Origin of the sequence: Ochrobactrum quorumnocens (genome assembly GCF_002278035.1) — a bacterium.
Classification (GTDB): domain Bacteria; phylum Pseudomonadota; class Alphaproteobacteria; order Rhizobiales; family Rhizobiaceae; genus Brucella; species Brucella quorumnocens.
Window position 1 is genome coordinate 1,314,562 of sequence record NZ_CP022604.1, and the last position, 15,521, is coordinate 1,330,082.

Consider the following 15,521-nt stretch of genomic DNA (forward strand, 5'->3'; position numbering starts at 1 on the left):
AACGGCTTGCTCACGCCTTGCGGCCTTTATCGTGCGCCGCCTCACGGCGGTCCTTCTAACGGGCTAAACCCGTTTTCTGAAAGCCTGGTCGAGGCCATCAGAAAAAGGGTTTAAAAGGATCAGAACGTTGTAGTTAAAATCGCTCTGACTATGATTTGCATAAAGAGAACCTATTTCCGCGCTTTTCGTTTCTTTTCATGCATTTACTCCAGATGCAAGCCCGGAGTTAAACTGGCGGATGGTTTCCATCCGCCAGAATAATGAACTTACTTAAGTTCAACCTTAGCGCCAGCTGCTTCGAGCTGTGCCTTGATCTTTTCAGCTTCGTCCTTGGAAGCGCCTTCCTTGACAGCCTTAGGAGCGGCTTCAACGAGGTCCTTAGCTTCCTTGAGGCCGAGACCGGTGATTGCGCGAACTTCCTTGATCACGTTGATCTTGTTAGCGCCACCGTCAGCGAGGACAACGTCGAATTCAGTCTTTTCTTCTGCAGCAGCAGCTGGAGCAGCGCCAGCAGCAGCAACTGCTACAGGAGCAGCAGCAGAAACGCCCCACTTCTCTTCGAGAAGCTTCGAAAGCTCAGCAGCTTCCAGAACTGTCAGAGCCGAAAGGTCGTCAACGATCTTTGCGAGATCAGCCATTTTGGTATTTCCTTAGTTTAAGGTTTGAACTGTTTGAAATGAGAAACGGCCTTAAGCCGCCTCGTTCTTCCGGGCGTGCGCGCCAATAACGCGGGCAATCTGGCCCGCTGGAGCGCTGGTAAGTACTGCAAGACGCTGAGCCGGGGTTTGGATCATTCCAACCAGCTTTGCGCGCAGTTCGTCGAGCGATGGGAGCGAAGCAAGCGACTTTACGCCATCGGCGTTAAGTGTCGTTGCACCCATTGAACCACCAAGAATAACGAGCTTGTCGTTAATCTTGGCGAACTCGACGGCTACTTTCGGAGCGGTAATCGGGTCGTCTGCATAAGCAACGACCGTCTGACCTGTAAACAGATCAGCAATACCTTCCGATTCCGTGCCCTGAAGAGCGATTTTGGCAAGGCGGTTTTTCGCGACTTTAACGGTGCCACCAGCGTCACGCATTTTGGAACGAAGATCGCTCATCTGCGCAACGGTGAGACCGGTATAGTGGGCCACGACGACCGAACCGGACTCTTTGAAAGCGCCGTTCAGCCACGCGACAAATTCGCGCTTTTCCGCTCTATCCACTGTGTCTCTCCAGTAGACAGGACCAACTGGTCCTGCCGGGTTGCCTTTGCCAGATAAACCTTGCGGCCCATCTGACGTTCGAGGATCCTGTCCCCTTCAGCTTCGCCCGCAAAAGCGGAATTCACTCAAAGGCAACTACGGTTCAAACCACGCATGCACTTTCGTGCGAAACAAGGTTATTCCACGTCTCATGCAGGCCGTATGTTTAAGGACTACCACCCAAAGATGATGGTCCGCCTGCAATCTCGGACAGGATAACCGGACTTTCGTCCGGCTATCCGGATCTTGCGATCCGGAATTTTTGCACTTTCGACTACTTTCGCAGTGCTGGCGTGCGGCCTATGCACCTTCCCTTTCGGGAAAGCTCAGGCTCCGGCGAACCGGAGCCAAAACAACTTAAGCGACGACCTTAACGGTTGCCGGATCGACCTTGACGCCAACGCCCATGGTCGAAGAGATCGATACGCGCTTAACGTATTCACCCTTAGCAGCCGAAGGCTTTGCCTTGATAACTGCGTCAGCAAAGGCCTTGATGTTTTCTTCGAGCTTCTGGCTATCGAAGGAAACCTTGCCGATACCGGCGTGGATGATACCAGCCTTTTCAACGCGGAATTCAACTGCGCCGCCCTTGGAAGCGGTAACTGCAGCTGCAACGTCGACGGTCACAGTACCAACCTTAGGGTTTGGCATCAGGCCGCGTGGGCCGAGTACCTTACCGAGACGACCAACGAGTGGCATCATGTCAGGGGTTGCAATGCAACGATCGAATTCGATCTTGCCGCCATTGACGATATCGACCAGTTCTTCTGCACCAACGATGTCGGCGCCAGCCTTCTTGGCTTCTTCAGCCTTGTCGCCGCGTGCAAAAACAGCAACGCGAACGGTACGGCCGGTGCCGTTTGGAAGGTTGACAACGCCACGAACCATCTGGTCGGCGTGTCGCGGATCGACGCCGAGGTTCATTGCGATTTCGATGGTTTCGTCGAACTTGGCAACTGCACGTTCCTTAACCAGACCGATTGCATCGGACAGGTCATAGAGCTTGTTGACGTCAACGCCTTCGCGGATCTTAGCTACACGCTTGGAAATCTTTGCCATGGTCTTAGCTCACCACTTCCAGGCCCATCGAACGGGCAGAACCTTCGATCATACGCATTGCCGCTTCCACGTCAGATGCGTTCAGATCCTTCATCTTAACAAGAGCAATTTCGCGAACTTTATCACGCGCAATTGTGCCTGCCTTTTCCTTGCCAGGCGCCTTTGAGCCCGACTTGAGGTTGGCAGCCTTCTTAAGGAAGTAGGTTACCGGAGGAGTCTTCATCACAAAAGTGAAAGACTTGTCCTGGTAGTATGTGATCACGACTGGAATCGGCGAACCTTTTTCCAGTTCCTGTGTGGCAGCGTTAAATGCCTTACAGAATTCCATGATGTTGATGCCGCGCTGACCCAATGCTGGGCCAATCGGAGGCGATGGATTGGCCGCACCTGCTGCTACCTGGAGCTTCAGCTGGCCTGCAATTTTCTTAGCCATTGCATTCTGCCTTCATAAAAATACCGGAAACCGGCGTTCTCGATTAATGCCGGAAAACCCGGCTCTCGACTGACGTCAGATAAACTGACTGGCAGTTTGGTGGTGCGAAATCAGCGACCGGCTAAGCCGCCTATCCTTCCACCTTTTCCACTTTTGACAGCGGACACCCTTGCGGGCAAACAATCAGAGCTTGTCGACCTGACTGTATTCAAGATCCACAGGCGTAGCACGCCCGAAGATGGAAACTTCAACCTTGAGACGGGCACGCTCATCATCGACTTCCTGAACGATACCGTTGAACGAAGCAAACGGACCATCGGAAACGCGAACGTTTTCACCAATCTCAAACGTGATTGATGATTTTGGCCGATCAACACCATCCTGAACCTGGTTCAGAATCTGATCGACTTCCTTCTGAGAAACTGGAACAGGCTTTGAATCGCCAAGGAAACCAGTCACGCGCGGCGTATTCTTAATCAAAGAAAACACAGCATCAGTCAGCGTGGCATGTACAAGTACATAACCCGGGAAAAACTTGCGCTCAGCATCGACCTTGCGGCCGCGGCGAACTTCAACAACCTTCTCGGTAGGCACAACGATCTGCTCGATCAGGCCGGAAAGACCCTTCTGAGCAGCTTTGATTTCGATGTCCTCGGCCACCTTCTTTTCGAAGTTGGAATAGGCGTGAACGATGTACCAGCGCGCTGTCATCTCGTAACTCCCCAATCCTGCTTAGCGGCCAAGGCCAAGTATAAATTCTACGCCATAGGCCATAAGCTGATCGGCAAGAAAAAAGAAAATAGCAGCCAGAAACGCCATGACCACCACCATGATCGTGGAGATGATCGTTTCACGCCGTGTAGGCCAAGTTACTTTCGCCGTTTCGGCGCGAACCTGCTGGAAAAAGGTGATCGGATTCGTCTTGGATGCCATCTGCCACTCTATTTGCTTGGTGAACCACCATTTCCGACCCAAAAACGAATCAAAAACGGGAACCCACGCGTATACGGTACGCAAAGCTGAAGATTCAGCCCCACGCACCGCGTGTCTGTTGACGTTACATAGAATCGATTCTCAAAAAAAACAAGCCCATTGGTTAAAAGAATACCATACAGGCTTATCGGAGATAACCGATCCTTGCTAAACTCGCTTAACCAGCCATTCAATTACACATCCGTATAATTTGGCGGTAGCGACCCTCCCTGCCCGGCCAACAAGTTCCGGCAGAAAGTTATTTTCTCCGATCTCGCATCGAGACCGTTTCAAATCAAAACGAACTCAAGCGCATATCGAATAGGCACGAAATTCCGCCTATAGCATCGTGCTTTGTGCACCCAGGAGGGCGCATGACACTCTACTTACAATACAGAAAACGAGCGCTCATAGTCAAGCCATGAGCACTCGTTTAAAATGGCAGGGGCAGCAGGGTTCGAACCCGCGACCTACGGTTTTGGAGACCGTCGCTCTACCAACTGAGCTATACCCCTATTTGGTATTCAGGATGCCAGACTGGCGGCAGTACCGCCAGTCAAATTCTTTACTCGATGATCGAAGCGACGATGCCTGCACCGACGGTACGGCCACCTTCACGGATAGCGAAGCGGAGCTTCTCTTCCATTGCGATCGGGACGATCAGCGTAACGTCAACGGTAACGTTGTCGCCAGGCATAACCATTTCCGTGCCTTCTGGCAGGGTAACAACACCGGTCACGTCAGTCGTACGGAAGTAGAACTGTGGACGGTAGTTGGTGAAGAATGGCGTATGACGGCCACCTTCGTCCTTGGTCAGAATGTAGGCTTCTGCCTTGAACTTGGTGTGCGGCTTAACCGAACCTGGCTTGCAGAGAACCTGACCACGTTCAACGTCGTCACGGCCTACACCGCGAACCAGTGCACCGATGTTGTCGCCAGCCTGGCCCTGATCGAGCAGCTTGCGGAACATTTCAACGCCGGTAACAGTCGTCTTGCCGGTGGCCTTGATGCCAACGATTTCGACTTCTTCGCCAACCTTAACGATACCGCGCTCAACACGACCGGTAACAACAGTACCACGACCCGAAATCGAGAAAACATCTTCGATTGGCATCAGGAACGGCTGGTCAATCGGACGCTCTGGCGTCGGAATGTAGTCGTCAACTGCAGCCATCAGGTTGCGGATTGCGTCTTCGCCGAGTTCCTTCGAAGAATCTTCCAGAGCAGCAAGAGCCGAGCCCTTGATGATTGGAACTTCGTCGCCTGGGAAGTCGTACTTCGAAAGCAGTTCACGAACTTCGAGTTCTACGAGCTCGAGAAGTTCAGCATCGTCAACCTGATCGCACTTGTTCAGGAACACGACGATCGCAGGAACACCAACCTGACGAGCGAGCAGGATGTGCTCACGGGTCTGTGGCATCGGGCCGTCAGCTGCCGAAACAACCAGGATCGCGCCGTCCATCTGTGCAGCACCGGTGATCATGTTCTTGACATAGTCAGCGTGGCCTGGGCAGTCGACGTGTGCATAGTGACGAGCTGCAGTTTCATATTCAACGTGTGCCGTCGAAATGGTGATACCGCGAGCGCGTTCTTCTGGTGCAGCATCGATCTGGTCGTATGCCTTGAATTCACCGAAGAACTTCGTGATTGCTGCTGTCAACGACGTCTTGCCATGGTCAACGTGACCAATCGTGCCGATGTTTACGTGGGGCTTATTACGTTCAAACTTGCTTTTTGCCATCGCCGTTGTTCTCTTTGTTCTAGAACCGCTCGAGCGCCAGCACGAAAATCTAACAGACTTTCAGGCCGACATTTATGCCAAAACGGAACGGCGAACCGCCCGTCGATGATTCCTTACACGCCTATCCGCTCTTGAAAACTGGAGCGGGTAACGGGAATCGAACCCGTGTATTCAGCTTGGAAGGCTGCTGCTCTACCATTGAGCTATACCCGCATACTCTAAACTCTTATCCGACAGTGGTGGAGGAAGTTGGATTTGAACCAACGTAGGCTTAGCCAACGGATTTACAGTCCGTCCCCTTTAACCGCTCGGGCATTCCTCCTAATATCACTATCAGCAGAGTCGAGTAACTAGGCATTTTCTGCAGAATTTCTAGTGGGCTGTGTGGGCCTTCCGTTGTTCTGCGAGGGGGCTTATGCCGATATGCGCTCGTCCTGTCAACAGGGTAAAAGTGAAAAGAATGCATATCCTTCCAATAGTTGCAGGTGACAGCCGATTGAGGTTCAGGCAGAACCGCCGGAAATCAGGGCTTAAGGCCTATTGGGCGTCCAAATTTCCGGGCTCATTTAACTGCTATCCAACTATCTTCCCTGCTGTGGACAGGATATAAGCGCATCATGAACGATCAAAACTCTCCCCGTACCCCAAAAGATTCTCACTATGCGCGCCTGCGTCGCGAACATCGCGATCATAAGGCTGTTCAAGAAGGCAAGGCTCCGCACAAGCCGCAGCGCGCTCCGATACCTGCAAGTCGTGTAGCGGAAGGAACAGTCCGTCTTTACGGCCTGCACACCGTACGCGCTGCAGTAGAGAATCCCGCGCGCAACATTCTGCGTATGCGCGCCACACGCAATGGCTTCGCTCGGCTTGAAATTGGCGAAGCGGAAACTCTGCCCTTCCCTGTTGAAATCGTCGAACCAAAAGACATCGACAAAGAGACAGGCTCCGATGCCGTGCATCAAGGCGTTATGATTGAAGCGCAGCCGCTTCGGCCTAAGAAACTGTCAGAACTGAAAGAAAGCCCGCTGTTGCTGGTTCTCGATCAGGTGACCGATCCGCATAATGTCGGCGCTATTATTCGTTCGGCTGTGGCTTTTGGTGCTGGCGCACTGATCACAACAAGCCGTCACAGCCCGCAGGAAAGCGGCGTGCTTGCGAAAGCTGCGTCTGGAGCGCTCGAACTGATTCCTCACATCGAAGTGCGCAATCTGGCAGACGCCATCGAAGAACTTCATTCTCTCGGATTCATGACCATCGGCCTTGATTCGGAAGGGCCGCAAGAAATGGAATCGACACTCTCCGGTGATCGCGTAGCCCTTGTTCTCGGCGCTGAAGGCAAGGGATTGCGTCAGAAGACCCGCGAAACAGTGAGTGCTTTGGCACGGCTCGACATGCCAGGCGAAATCAAGTCGCTAAACGTCTCCAATGCGGCCGCCGTTTCACTTTACGCGGCCGAGCGCTATCTGCGCGCGCGCCGCCCTTCATAAAAAATCAGCCCAACTCGATTATCTGGAGCGTTTCATACGCTCCAGATAATGTTTTGATAGCTGTATCTCGCCAATTCATGCGGTCGCAATATAGGTTCGAATATCTTCTGCCTCGCGCTCCACATCTTCAATGCGCCGTTTCACAACGTCGCCAATGGAGATGATTCCTGCAAGCTTGCCGTTTTCTTCGACGGGCATGTGGCGAAATCGGTTGCGGGTCATTATTTCCATCACCTGATTCACGGTGTGATGTTCTCGACATACCTGTACTTTTGTGGTCATAAACTCAGACACCAGCCGGTCCGCGATCTTTTCCTGCATAGACGCAATAGCGCGCACCACGTCACGTTCAGAAAAAATACCCTTTATCCGGCCGGATTCATCGCAGACGACCAAGGCACCGATTTTGCGTTGAGCCAGGACAGCAACAGCATGTGAAAGCGTGTCATTGGGACCGATAACAACAACATCCCGGCCCTTTGTCTCGAGAATCGATCTAACAGTCATGCCAAAGTCCCTCCCAAGGTTCAGCAATCTATCTTGCGGCTCTGCCGCATGATTGTAACGCAGCTCCTCCAGCTGTGTTCCCAAGATGGTGCGCTTTCAATGAATGCTTTGCAAGCGGACTAAATAGGGAGGGATCAGGTCAGCGCCTGATTACTGCGTCGTAGCTGCGCGGCTTATCCAGCAATGAAATGCCAAAGAACCCAGCAATAAATCCGCCAATATGCGCTTCCCAGGCAATGCCCGACAAATCAGCCCCGCCGGTCGAATAAAGTCCCGTAAAAATATTGATCAGAAACCAGATTCCTACGAAGGTCAGCACGGGCTTCAATGTCAGCGTAAGGCCAATCGGCAAAACCGGCCCGGCAAATTCTGATCGGCGTCCAGCACCAACACGGCGGAATCCATAACGTGCAGCAGCGCCCATCATGCCGGAAATCGCCCCGGAAGCCCCCACAAGCGGCGTCACACTTTCAGGGTAAATGGCATAATGCGTCAGCCCCGCAATCACCGATGTCAAAATCCAGAAGATAATCATTCGACCGGTGCCAATACGTCCTGCCAGCGGAGAACCAAAAGCCGCGAACCAGATCATGTTGACCGCGATATGGGCAAAACCACCATGCATGAAAGAGTAACTGATGAGCGTGAACAGTGCTACCGGATCGGAAAAACCGCCTGCCAATGAGAATCGCGCTGGAATCAAAGCGAAGTTCAGCATGAACTCATAATTCTGCTGCTCGCTGATAATGTAGTTCTGATAAATGTAAACGCCCGCGCAAATAGCCATCAATGCGAGAATGACGCTCGGTATGTTGAATATCGGCTCGCCACCGCCCAATCGTCTCGAATCATTGGCATTTCCGCGCATTTCAGGCTGAGGCGTATTCATAAATTGCCGCTTTCCATCTGCTAGAGCGCATCCCGAAAAGTGTGAAACGGTTTTCGGAACAAGATGCGCGTAAATACAAAGATATAGAGCATTTCTCACGGCTCAACTTAAATTGAAAATACTCTAGAGACCGGATGCGCTGATTGCACATGTTAAGATGTTGGGATTCTTGATAAGTGACAATTCGTTAAAAATAAAGGCCGCCGGAGGGTCCCGTACGGCCTTGTCGCAAATGTCTGATATTTGCGAGACAAAATCTGGAGATCAGGAAAAAGCCAACCAAGACAATGACTTCTTCTGATAACTCATCAAACTGCTATAAAAGAACTTTTGCAACTATTACTTCTTATTAACCTTAACAAGCGCGCGTCGTGGATGAAAAAAGGGTTAAGCTGGCATCTTGCTCGTTAATACTATTTTAATGCGCTGACCGACGGGCACTGCCCGCAAATCCAGACGAACGGCCAGAGAGCAACAAGCAGCGCAAAATGAAAAACCGCAGCACGATCGCAATCTTCAGCGAATGGCAGCGACTGGCTCTGGGTCAGAGCGGCAGCTTGCGTGCGCCGCAGCGCGAATCGATCCAGCCGCGCAAACTTGGACGTCATTTGTCGGATCTGTTTTTTCTCGAAGAAGACGAAAACGGTGAGTTGATATTCCGCCTGGCAGGCACCCGCATCTGCGCGCTGTTCGGACGGGAACTGAAAACCACTCGTTTTCTCTCACTATGGCCGGAGCGCAACCGCCCTGCCCTGAATGAACTGGCGCGCAACATCAATTCACTGCTGGTACCCGCTTTAAGTCAGAACGATGGAATAAGCCTTTCAGGACGCAGCCTGTCTTTTGAAATGCTGCTTGCTCCGCTCGAATCGAGTGACGGCGGAAGGCTCAATCTGCTCGGCGGCATCTCTGTGCTCAATGATGTCGCCTGGGCCGGGGCAGATCCGTTGGTACTGGGTAACCTCAACAGCATCGAACCGCTGGCGCCCGATCTCGTGGTGATACAGGAAATCCGCAAGCCATCAGCTGTCACCATGAACGGCACAAATGCCGCAAGCAGCACCCGTCGCTGGGCAACGCCGGTGCCGACGCGCGATATTCCCGCTCTGCGCGTCATTACCGGTGGCAAAGCCTGACGCACCTTTTAGATGCGCGTGTTAAAAGGTAAACACGCACTAAGGTTACGGATTAGCAAATTGATTTTGGAGCCCTTGTCGGCATCAAAACGCCATAAATAGCGCTATTATGGCTCATATAGCGCTATTTCTGAACAAACCGTTGCTGAGTTTCGTGCAGTTTTATTCAAATTAGATTCGCATTTTCGCGTCTGAATTTCCCCGCTCTCAAAGTCTTGCACGCATTCTTGTTTCCAACAGGGAGACAAAAAGAATGACAAAGCAGACAATCATCGCAGCAATGCTGATCCTTTTGGGAACGGTTTTCGCACAAGCTGCAAACCCGGCATCAAGCTCGCATTGGATGCCAACCGGCGAACGCACTTCGCAGCCAATCGGCCATTATGAATTTTGCGATCGTCACGAAGCCGAGTGCAAGATCACCAGCAACAACAGCGCGCCCCTCACACTAAATCAGAAAGTCTGGCAAGAAATTATCGCCGTTAACGCCAGCGTAAACGAACGAATCATGCCGCGCACCGACATGGAAGTCTGGGGAAAAGAGGAATATTGGGAATACCCAACGACTGCTGGCGATTGCGATGACTACATGTTGCTCAAGCGCCGTGAATTGCTGACACTAGGTATTCCGGCCAACACACTGTTGATGACCGTTGTTCGTCAGCCAAATGGTGAAGGCCATGCAGTCTTGACTGTACGCACCGATCGCGGCGATTTCATTCTCGACAATCTCGATAAGCGTGTGCGCATCTGGAACGAAACCGACTACACATTCTTAAAGCGCCAATCCACAGCCAATACTGGTGCATGGGTGTCGATCAAGAATGGTAGCGATCAGTTTGTAAGTAGCATTCGCAACTGATTTCGATAAACCTAATGAAGAAAAGGACGGGTCGTCATTCCCCGTTCTTTTTTATTTATACGGGCTCCAAACCACGCATAAAGGACCGCCCCTTCTCGACATAATGCTGTGCGGACAGTTTCAGTTTCTCAATAGCTGAAGAATTAAGCTCCCGAATAACGCGGGCGGGCGATCCAACGATCAGAGAATTATCCGGAAACTCTTTGCCTTCCGTGATAAGCGCGCCAGCGCCAATCAGGCAATTGTTACCGATCTTCGCGCCATTGAGAATGATTGCACCCATACCAATCAGGGTGTTTTCGCCAATCGTGCAGCCATGCAGAATCGCTCGGTGCCCGATGGTGCAGCCTTTGCCAATCGTAAGCGGAAAACCAATATCGGTATGCATGATGGTGTGTTCCTGCACATTGGTGTTCGCTCCCACATTGATCAGCTCATTATCACCGCGCAAAACGGATCCAAACCAGAAGCCAGCATTTTCCCCGATCGCAAGTTTGCCAATCAGCGTCGCGTCCGGTGCGATCCAGTTGCTGGCTCGGTCGACAAATTCCGGTTGATGACCGTTATACGCATAAATTGGCATGAGCTTTCCTCCATTACAAAATCTCGAAGCAAGATGCGCTATTTATCGTAAGAACGAAATGCGGCTTTACGCCAACAAAAAACGCCCTCCCTGTAAAACAGGAAGGGCGTTCTTGTTCATCGCAACGTATCTCAGAGATCCACGTCGAGAATGGCCATCGAGAAGTTGTAAGAAAGTTCGCCTTCGTCTTCATCCTTGTAGACGAGCCCCAGGAATTCATCGTCCAGATACACCTCGGCGGAATCGTCTTTGCGTGGACGCGCCTTAATCTGCAGGCCAGGATTGTTAAAAGTCCGCTTGAAATATGCGTCGAGTTTCTTGAGTTCTTCGGGTTTCAACCGGCTTCTCCTGAGATTGATTTGAGGCCGGTTTAATGCACCCGCCCTTATGTGATGTAAAGCACTAACACATGAGCTGATGTGCCCATGCACGAATAGTTATGAACCGCTAAGCGTGATATAGGCCGCTCGGATTGAAAAACCAGCGGTTGGCAATTCTCACAATTTAGCAGGTCAATAAGGCATCAGATGCCTTCGCCAAACATGTGTTCGCCGAACGCAGCTTCGCTCAACATCTGATCCATGACACGCGAAGGCTCAGAGCAACCGCTTTCACCGACTACCTTCGCAGGCACACCTGCAACGGTAGCATTCTGTGGAACAGATTTCAGCACAACAGAGCCGGCCGCTATCTTTGAGCAGTTTCCTACTTCAATATTACCAAGGATTTTGGCACCTGCACCGATCAGCACGCCGTGACGGATTTTTGGATGACGATCGCCACTGGCTTTGCCTGTACCACCAAGGGTAACACCATGCAGGATCGAGACGTTGTCTTCGATCACCGCGGTCTCACCGACCACAAGTCCGGTAGCATGATCAAGGAACAATCCACTGCCAAATAGCGCAGCGGGATGAATATCCGTCTGAAAAATAGAAGACGAGCGGCTTTGCAGATAATAAGCGAAGTCTTTGCGCCCTTCTTTATAGAGCCAATGCGCCAAACGATGCGTTTGGATAGCATGAAAACCTTTGAGATAAAGAACCGGGTCCATGAAACGGTTATAGGCCGGATCACGATCATAAACCGCCTGAATATCCACCCGCACGATATGCGACCATTCAGGGTTTGCCTCTAACATTGCATCGAAGGTCTGGCGCAGAATATCTGCGCTTACATCCGCATGTCCCAGACGCTCCGCAATACGATGCATCACAGCATCTTCCAGCGTCGACTGGTTGATAATCGTTGCGTAAAGAAACGTTCCAAGCACGGGATCGTTCTTGGCAGCTTCCTCCGCTTCGGCGCGGACAGAGTGCCAGATCGGATCAACCTGCCCCAAAGAAGGGGATACTTTCGCGTTCGTACGAACTGACATTATGCATGCTCCAATTTTGCTCAATGCGGCGTCTGAACACTCCCCTTGCCCGTTTGCCTGCATCGCAATGTGAGTTCAGCGGATAACATATCTCAAAATGCCGTGCCTTTACACCGCATAAATCTTATCGCTCAGTTTAACGCAATTGAATGAAATCCACCGTATCGGCTCAAAGAGGATTTTCTTCAAGAAAGGCCAAGACGCCCTTTTTATAGACCTTATCGCCCACCGCCAACATATGATCGCGGTCCGGGATATCGAGTGCCTGGCCATTTGGCAGCATATCGGCCAGTTCCTGTGCACTTCCTGCAATATCGTCAGTGGTACCAACTGCTACAAGGACCGGCTGCATGATGCGCGCAATTGCCTCGGCAGAAACCAGTTCTTTAGACGTAATGACACAAGCCGCCAGAGCAATCCGGTCGCTCTTGGTCTGATCGGCAAATTTACGGAACATCAGTCCGCGCGGATGGGTGATCGTCGATGGGTCTTCAGCAAGCAATGCTTCGCCAATCGGCTCCCAATCGCCAGCACCTGTCACCATTCCAATGCCAAGCCCCCCAAATACAGCACTACGAACACGATCAGGATGCTCGATTGTAAGAAACGCGCTGATGCGCGCCCCCATCGAATACCCCATCACATGCGCTTTTTCGATGCCCAGATGGTCAAGCAACGCTGCCGCATCGCTCGCCATAGCGCTCGGCGTATAATCATCGGCTTCATGGCTTTTCGCTGAAAACCCATGCCCACGATTATCTATCGCAATGACACGATATCCAGCTTCGGTCAGCGTCCGAAACCAACCGGGCGACACCCAATTGACAAGGCTTGAGGACGCAAAACCATGAATGAGCAAGATCGGATCGCCTTCTCCGTCCTGACGATACGCAAGACGCAAACCATCATGTTCGAAATATTCGATATCGAGCGCGCTCAATTTTGTATTCCTTTTGATTTTTAGATGCGTGGTGTCGGAATCATTTCCGCAAAGATGCGAAGCGGTTCGCACAGAAACAACAAATTAGAGGGTTTCCAGCAAAATTAGAAAAATCTAGCTGCGACACTCGCCACAAATAGCTGTGTGGATCGCTCTGTCACCACGCTTGATTCCGATCCGCTTAACAGTACCGGCAAGAAGTTCCACGACATAAGCCGCCGGCCCTTGCGAAGAAATAATATCTTCGGAAAACGGGACAGCGTTTTCATGAATCGAGGATACATGGCCTGTGTCATCAAGGAAAACCATATCCAGCGGCGAAGGCGTGTTCTGCATCCACATCATAACACTGCGCATTTCACCGAATACGAAAAGCATGGCTCGATCCTTTGGGAAGTCGGTGCGCCACATCAGCCCGCGCATCCGCGCCTCGTCCGTCGCAGCAACTTCCAAGCCAAATGACACTTTGCCTTTCGAGGTCATGAAGGTGAGTGGTTCTTTGTCCATTGGCAAATGTATGGGCTTGGTTTCCTGCGCTTGGGTGGAAAACGCAAAGAAAATAAATGCAAATGCGAAAAGAATGCGGCCCATTACCTGCTCTTGTCCTACGTGCTCGTGTTGAGTGTCTTTTGACAGACAATCACGAATGGTGCGTTTGAGCGGCGGACATTACCAATCAGGCCCAGACGCGGCAAGGCCCAGTCACTGCTTAGTCACTGGCATCACCGGCTTGTGACATCGTCTGAAAGTCAAATTAGTGCGAAACGGGAATCGCCGTGCCGATATCCGGATGGATTTCAGCGGCCATAAGGCCCTTGTCACCGTTGCCGAAACGGATCAGGACAACCTGACCGGGGCGCAGTTCCATCATTCCGAAACGGCGTAGTGTTTCCATATGAATGAAAATATCTTCGGTGCCCTCACCGCGTGTCAAAAAGCCGAAGCCCTTAGTGCGATTGAACCACTTGACGATAACACGTTCCAGACCACTGGACGGCGTAACTGTAACATGCGTGCGCTGCGGCGGCATCTGCGCTGGATGCACAGCGGTCGACGTATCCATGGAAAGAACACGGAAGCATTGCATGCCACGGTCACCATTGCGAACTTCACAAACAATGCGCGCTCCTTCAAGCGCTGTTTGGAAGCCATCGCGGCGAAGCGAAGTGACATGCAGCAGGATATCGGAAAGACCCGGCTGGTCAGGAACAATGAAGCCGTAGCCCTTTGCAACGTCAAACCACTTAATGTGGCCGGACACTTCAATAAGTTCGCCTAGCTCTTCTGAGGAGGCCTGACTGCGAAACTGGTCACTCGACACAGATTTGTCCGCCATGCGCTCGCCCCTCCTCTGTTGTTCCGTTGCGATTCTGACCTGATTCTTGACCAAAGAATAACACTTCCTTAACCGGATGCGGCAAGCCTAAACTTATGCTGTCTTGAGGATGACCACAGGCTTTGTGCCTTCATCGTTAATTCGTAAATTTCTCAAATGCAAAATTGCCCTGTCAGCAACACAATCAAAAACATATGGCAGCAGTAAAATTCGACAACTTGTTTACTTGTGTTTTCCCACAAGCAGCCTATCCACAAAACCGCTCTTAAATGCTCTGCAAAATGAACTGGGACTTGAGCTGAACCATTCCTCCTGGAATGCGTTGAACTTCTGTGACCGGGTCAGCATATGAACCAGGAGAAAACTATGCGTTATCTGCACACGATGGTTAGAATTCGCGATATTGATGAATCGCTCGATTTTTATGTCAACAAGTTTGGCCTTGAAGAAATTCGCCGCACCGAAAACGAAAAAGGCCGTTTCACGCTGATTTTCCTTGCCGCTCCATCCGATAAGGAAAAAGCCAAAGCAGAACGCGCGCCAGAGCTGGAGCTCACCTATAACTGGGACCCTGAAACCTATAGCGGTGGTCGTAATTTCGGCCATCTCGCCTACGCGGTCGATGATATCTATGAGACTTGCCAGAAATTGAAAGACGCCGGTGTCACCATCAACCGTCCGCCACGTGACGGCCATATGGCTTTCATCAAGTCTCCAGATGGCATTTCCATTGAGCTGATCCAAAAAGGCGAGCGCCTTGCACCACAGGAGCCATGGGCTTCCGCTGAAAATATTGGCAGCTGGTAATTACGAAAAAGGCCCGGTCTTTCGACCGGGCCTTTTCTTTGCAATAAAGCACTTCCAGCAAAAGTGCAAAGCGGTTTTGCGTTGGATAATTCGTAAAAACAAATAGTTACAGCGGGTCCAAAGATTCAGCCTTAACTGGAACCG

19 protein-coding genes and 3 tRNA genes are annotated in these 15,521 nt (G+C 51.5%); 4 read left to right on the plus strand and 18 right to left on the minus strand.

What is annotated here, in order from left to right:
* Window positions 1–266: 266 nt before the first annotated feature.
* From rplL to CES85_RS15910, 10 genes are all read right to left on the minus strand, one after another.
* Window positions 267–638, minus strand: coding sequence for a 50S ribosomal protein L7/L12 (gene rplL, locus CES85_RS15860; protein ID WP_024898616.1), 372 nt, complete (start codon window positions 636–638; stop codon window positions 267–269).
* Window positions 639–689: 51 nt separating this feature from the next.
* Window positions 690–1,208 (minus strand): 50S ribosomal protein L10, encoded by a 519-nt coding sequence (rplJ, locus tag CES85_RS15865; protein WP_095446822.1) that lies wholly within the window; start codon window positions 1,206–1,208, stop codon window positions 690–692.
* A 396-nt stretch (window positions 1,209–1,604) separates the two neighbouring features.
* A complete protein-coding gene (gene rplA, locus CES85_RS15870) occupies window positions 1,605–2,306 on the minus strand; it encodes a 50S ribosomal protein L1 (RefSeq protein ID WP_095446823.1) in 702 nt (233 codons plus the stop codon).
* A gap of 4 nt (window positions 2,307–2,310) precedes the next feature.
* Entirely contained in the window at window positions 2,311–2,739 is a 429-nt protein-coding gene (rplK, locus tag CES85_RS15875) for a 50S ribosomal protein L11 (RefSeq protein WP_007875441.1), read from the minus strand.
* Between the two features lie 183 nt (window positions 2,740–2,922).
* Entirely contained in the window at window positions 2,923–3,450 is a 528-nt protein-coding gene (nusG, locus tag CES85_RS15880; protein WP_095446824.1) for a transcription termination/antitermination protein NusG, read from the minus strand.
* A gap of 21 nt (window positions 3,451–3,471) precedes the next feature.
* Window positions 3,472–3,672 carry a preprotein translocase subunit SecE gene (gene secE / locus CES85_RS15885; protein ID WP_095446825.1) on the minus strand — a complete coding sequence of 67 codons (201 nt, stop codon included), beginning with the start codon at window positions 3,670–3,672 and terminating at the stop codon, window positions 3,472–3,474.
* Between the two features lie 478 nt (window positions 3,673–4,150).
* Window positions 4,151–4,226: transfer RNA gene (locus tag CES85_RS15890), tRNA-Trp, on the minus strand.
* A 50-nt stretch (window positions 4,227–4,276) separates the two neighbouring features.
* Window positions 4,277–5,452 carry an elongation factor Tu gene (tuf, locus tag CES85_RS15895; RefSeq protein WP_095446817.1) on the minus strand — a complete coding sequence of 392 codons (1,176 nt, stop codon included), beginning with the start codon at window positions 5,450–5,452 and terminating at the stop codon, window positions 4,277–4,279.
* Window positions 5,453–5,591: 139 nt separating this feature from the next.
* Window positions 5,592–5,665: transfer RNA gene (locus CES85_RS15905), tRNA-Gly, on the minus strand.
* A 24-nt stretch (window positions 5,666–5,689) separates the two neighbouring features.
* A tRNA-Tyr gene (locus CES85_RS15910) sits at window positions 5,690–5,774 on the minus strand.
* 295 nt (window positions 5,775–6,069) lie between these two features.
* On the opposite strand from CES85_RS15910, the gene rlmB reads away from it, so the two are divergent.
* On the plus strand, window positions 6,070–6,939 hold the full coding sequence (gene rlmB / locus CES85_RS15915; RefSeq protein WP_095446826.1) for a 23S rRNA (guanosine(2251)-2'-O)-methyltransferase RlmB: 870 nt from the start codon (window positions 6,070–6,072) through the stop codon (window positions 6,937–6,939).
* 75 nt (window positions 6,940–7,014) lie between these two features.
* Here the strand turns inward: rlmB and CES85_RS15920 are convergent, their stop codons facing one another.
* Both CES85_RS15920 and CES85_RS15925 read right to left on the minus strand, forming a co-directional pair.
* Entirely contained in the window at window positions 7,015–7,446 is a 432-nt protein-coding gene (locus tag CES85_RS15920) for a CBS domain-containing protein (RefSeq protein WP_095446827.1), read from the minus strand.
* Between the two features lie 139 nt (window positions 7,447–7,585).
* On the minus strand, window positions 7,586–8,335 hold the full coding sequence (locus CES85_RS15925; protein WP_095446828.1) for a rhomboid family intramembrane serine protease: 750 nt from the start codon (window positions 8,333–8,335) through the stop codon (window positions 7,586–7,588).
* A gap of 488 nt (window positions 8,336–8,823) precedes the next feature.
* Here CES85_RS15925 and CES85_RS15930 point away from each other — a divergent pair, with 488 nt between their 5' ends.
* The gene (locus tag CES85_RS15930; protein WP_095446829.1) at window positions 8,824–9,471 is read left to right on the plus strand and encodes a PAS domain-containing protein; all 648 of its coding nucleotides are present in this window, start codon (window positions 8,824–8,826) and stop codon (window positions 9,469–9,471) included.
* Window positions 9,472–9,724: 253 nt separating this feature from the next.
* The gene (locus CES85_RS15935) at window positions 9,725–10,333 is read left to right on the plus strand and encodes a transglutaminase-like cysteine peptidase (RefSeq protein WP_095446830.1); all 609 of its coding nucleotides are present in this window, start codon (window positions 9,725–9,727) and stop codon (window positions 10,331–10,333) included.
* A gap of 55 nt (window positions 10,334–10,388) precedes the next feature.
* Here the strand turns inward: CES85_RS15935 and CES85_RS15940 are convergent, their stop codons facing one another.
* From CES85_RS15940 to CES85_RS15965, 6 genes are all read right to left on the minus strand, one after another.
* Window positions 10,389–10,916, minus strand: a complete 528-nt coding sequence (locus tag CES85_RS15940) for a gamma carbonic anhydrase family protein (protein ID WP_095446831.1) — start codon at window positions 10,914–10,916, stop codon at window positions 10,389–10,391.
* 131 nt (window positions 10,917–11,047) lie between these two features.
* Window positions 11,048–11,254: a DUF3126 family protein gene (locus tag CES85_RS15945; protein ID WP_095446832.1), complete on the minus strand. Its 207-nt coding sequence runs from the start codon at window positions 11,252–11,254 to the stop codon at window positions 11,048–11,050.
* A gap of 185 nt (window positions 11,255–11,439) precedes the next feature.
* Window positions 11,440–12,294 carry a serine O-acetyltransferase gene (cysE, locus tag CES85_RS15950; RefSeq protein ID WP_095446833.1) on the minus strand — a complete coding sequence of 285 codons (855 nt, stop codon included), beginning with the start codon at window positions 12,292–12,294 and terminating at the stop codon, window positions 11,440–11,442.
* A 169-nt stretch (window positions 12,295–12,463) separates the two neighbouring features.
* Window positions 12,464–13,234: an alpha/beta fold hydrolase gene (locus CES85_RS15955; protein WP_095446834.1), complete on the minus strand. Its 771-nt coding sequence runs from the start codon at window positions 13,232–13,234 to the stop codon at window positions 12,464–12,466.
* A 114-nt stretch (window positions 13,235–13,348) separates the two neighbouring features.
* A complete protein-coding gene (locus CES85_RS15960; RefSeq protein ID WP_095446835.1) occupies window positions 13,349–13,825 on the minus strand; it encodes a DUF192 domain-containing protein in 477 nt (158 codons plus the stop codon).
* Between the two features lie 163 nt (window positions 13,826–13,988).
* Window positions 13,989–14,570: a cold-shock protein gene (locus tag CES85_RS15965; protein WP_095446836.1), complete on the minus strand. Its 582-nt coding sequence runs from the start codon at window positions 14,568–14,570 to the stop codon at window positions 13,989–13,991.
* Window positions 14,571–14,936: 366 nt separating this feature from the next.
* Here CES85_RS15965 and gloA point away from each other — a divergent pair, with 366 nt between their 5' ends.
* On the plus strand, window positions 14,937–15,377 hold the full coding sequence (gene gloA / locus CES85_RS15970) for a lactoylglutathione lyase (RefSeq protein ID WP_095446837.1): 441 nt from the start codon (window positions 14,937–14,939) through the stop codon (window positions 15,375–15,377).
* The last annotated feature ends 144 nt before the right edge of the window (window positions 15,378–15,521 follow it).

Excerpts from the sequence above, each read along its gene's own strand:
- CES85_RS15940 (WP_095446831.1), bottom strand. The coding sequence starts at position 10,916 with ATGCCAATTTATGCGTATAACGGTCATCAACCGGAATTTGTCGACCGA.
- tuf (WP_095446817.1), bottom strand. The coding sequence starts at position 5,452 with ATGGCAAAAAGCAAGTTTGAACGTAATAAGCCCCACGTAAACATCGGC.
- gloA (WP_095446837.1), top strand. The coding sequence starts at position 14,937 with ATGCGTTATCTGCACACGATGGTTAGAATTCGCGATATTGATGAATCG.
- rlmB (WP_095446826.1), top strand. The coding sequence starts at position 6,070 with ATGAACGATCAAAACTCTCCCCGTACCCCAAAAGATTCTCACTATGCG.
- CES85_RS15935 (WP_095446830.1), top strand. The coding sequence starts at position 9,725 with ATGACAAAGCAGACAATCATCGCAGCAATGCTGATCCTTTTGGGAACG.
- CES85_RS15920 (WP_095446827.1), bottom strand. The coding sequence starts at position 7,446 with ATGACTGTTAGATCGATTCTCGAGACAAAGGGCCGGGATGTTGTTGTT.
- nusG (WP_095446824.1), bottom strand. The coding sequence starts at position 3,450 with ATGACAGCGCGCTGGTACATCGTTCACGCCTATTCCAACTTCGAAAAG.
- rplL (WP_024898616.1), bottom strand. The coding sequence starts at position 638 with ATGGCTGATCTCGCAAAGATCGTTGACGACCTTTCGGCTCTGACAGTT.
- cysE (WP_095446833.1), bottom strand. The coding sequence starts at position 12,294 with ATGTCAGTTCGTACGAACGCGAAAGTATCCCCTTCTTTGGGGCAGGTT.
- CES85_RS15960 (WP_095446835.1), bottom strand. The coding sequence starts at position 13,825 with ATGGGCCGCATTCTTTTCGCATTTGCATTTATTTTCTTTGCGTTTTCC.
- rplA (WP_095446823.1), bottom strand. The coding sequence starts at position 2,306 with ATGGCAAAGATTTCCAAGCGTGTAGCTAAGATCCGCGAAGGCGTTGAC.
- rplK (WP_007875441.1), bottom strand. The coding sequence starts at position 2,739 with ATGGCTAAGAAAATTGCAGGCCAGCTGAAGCTCCAGGTAGCAGCAGGT.
- CES85_RS15965 (WP_095446836.1), bottom strand. The coding sequence starts at position 14,570 with ATGGCGGACAAATCTGTGTCGAGTGACCAGTTTCGCAGTCAGGCCTCC.
- CES85_RS15925 (WP_095446828.1), bottom strand. The coding sequence starts at position 8,335 with ATGAATACGCCTCAGCCTGAAATGCGCGGAAATGCCAATGATTCGAGA.
- secE (WP_095446825.1), bottom strand. The coding sequence starts at position 3,672 with ATGGCATCCAAGACGAATCCGATCACCTTTTTCCAGCAGGTTCGCGCC.
- CES85_RS15930 (WP_095446829.1), top strand. The coding sequence starts at position 8,824 with ATGAAAAACCGCAGCACGATCGCAATCTTCAGCGAATGGCAGCGACTG.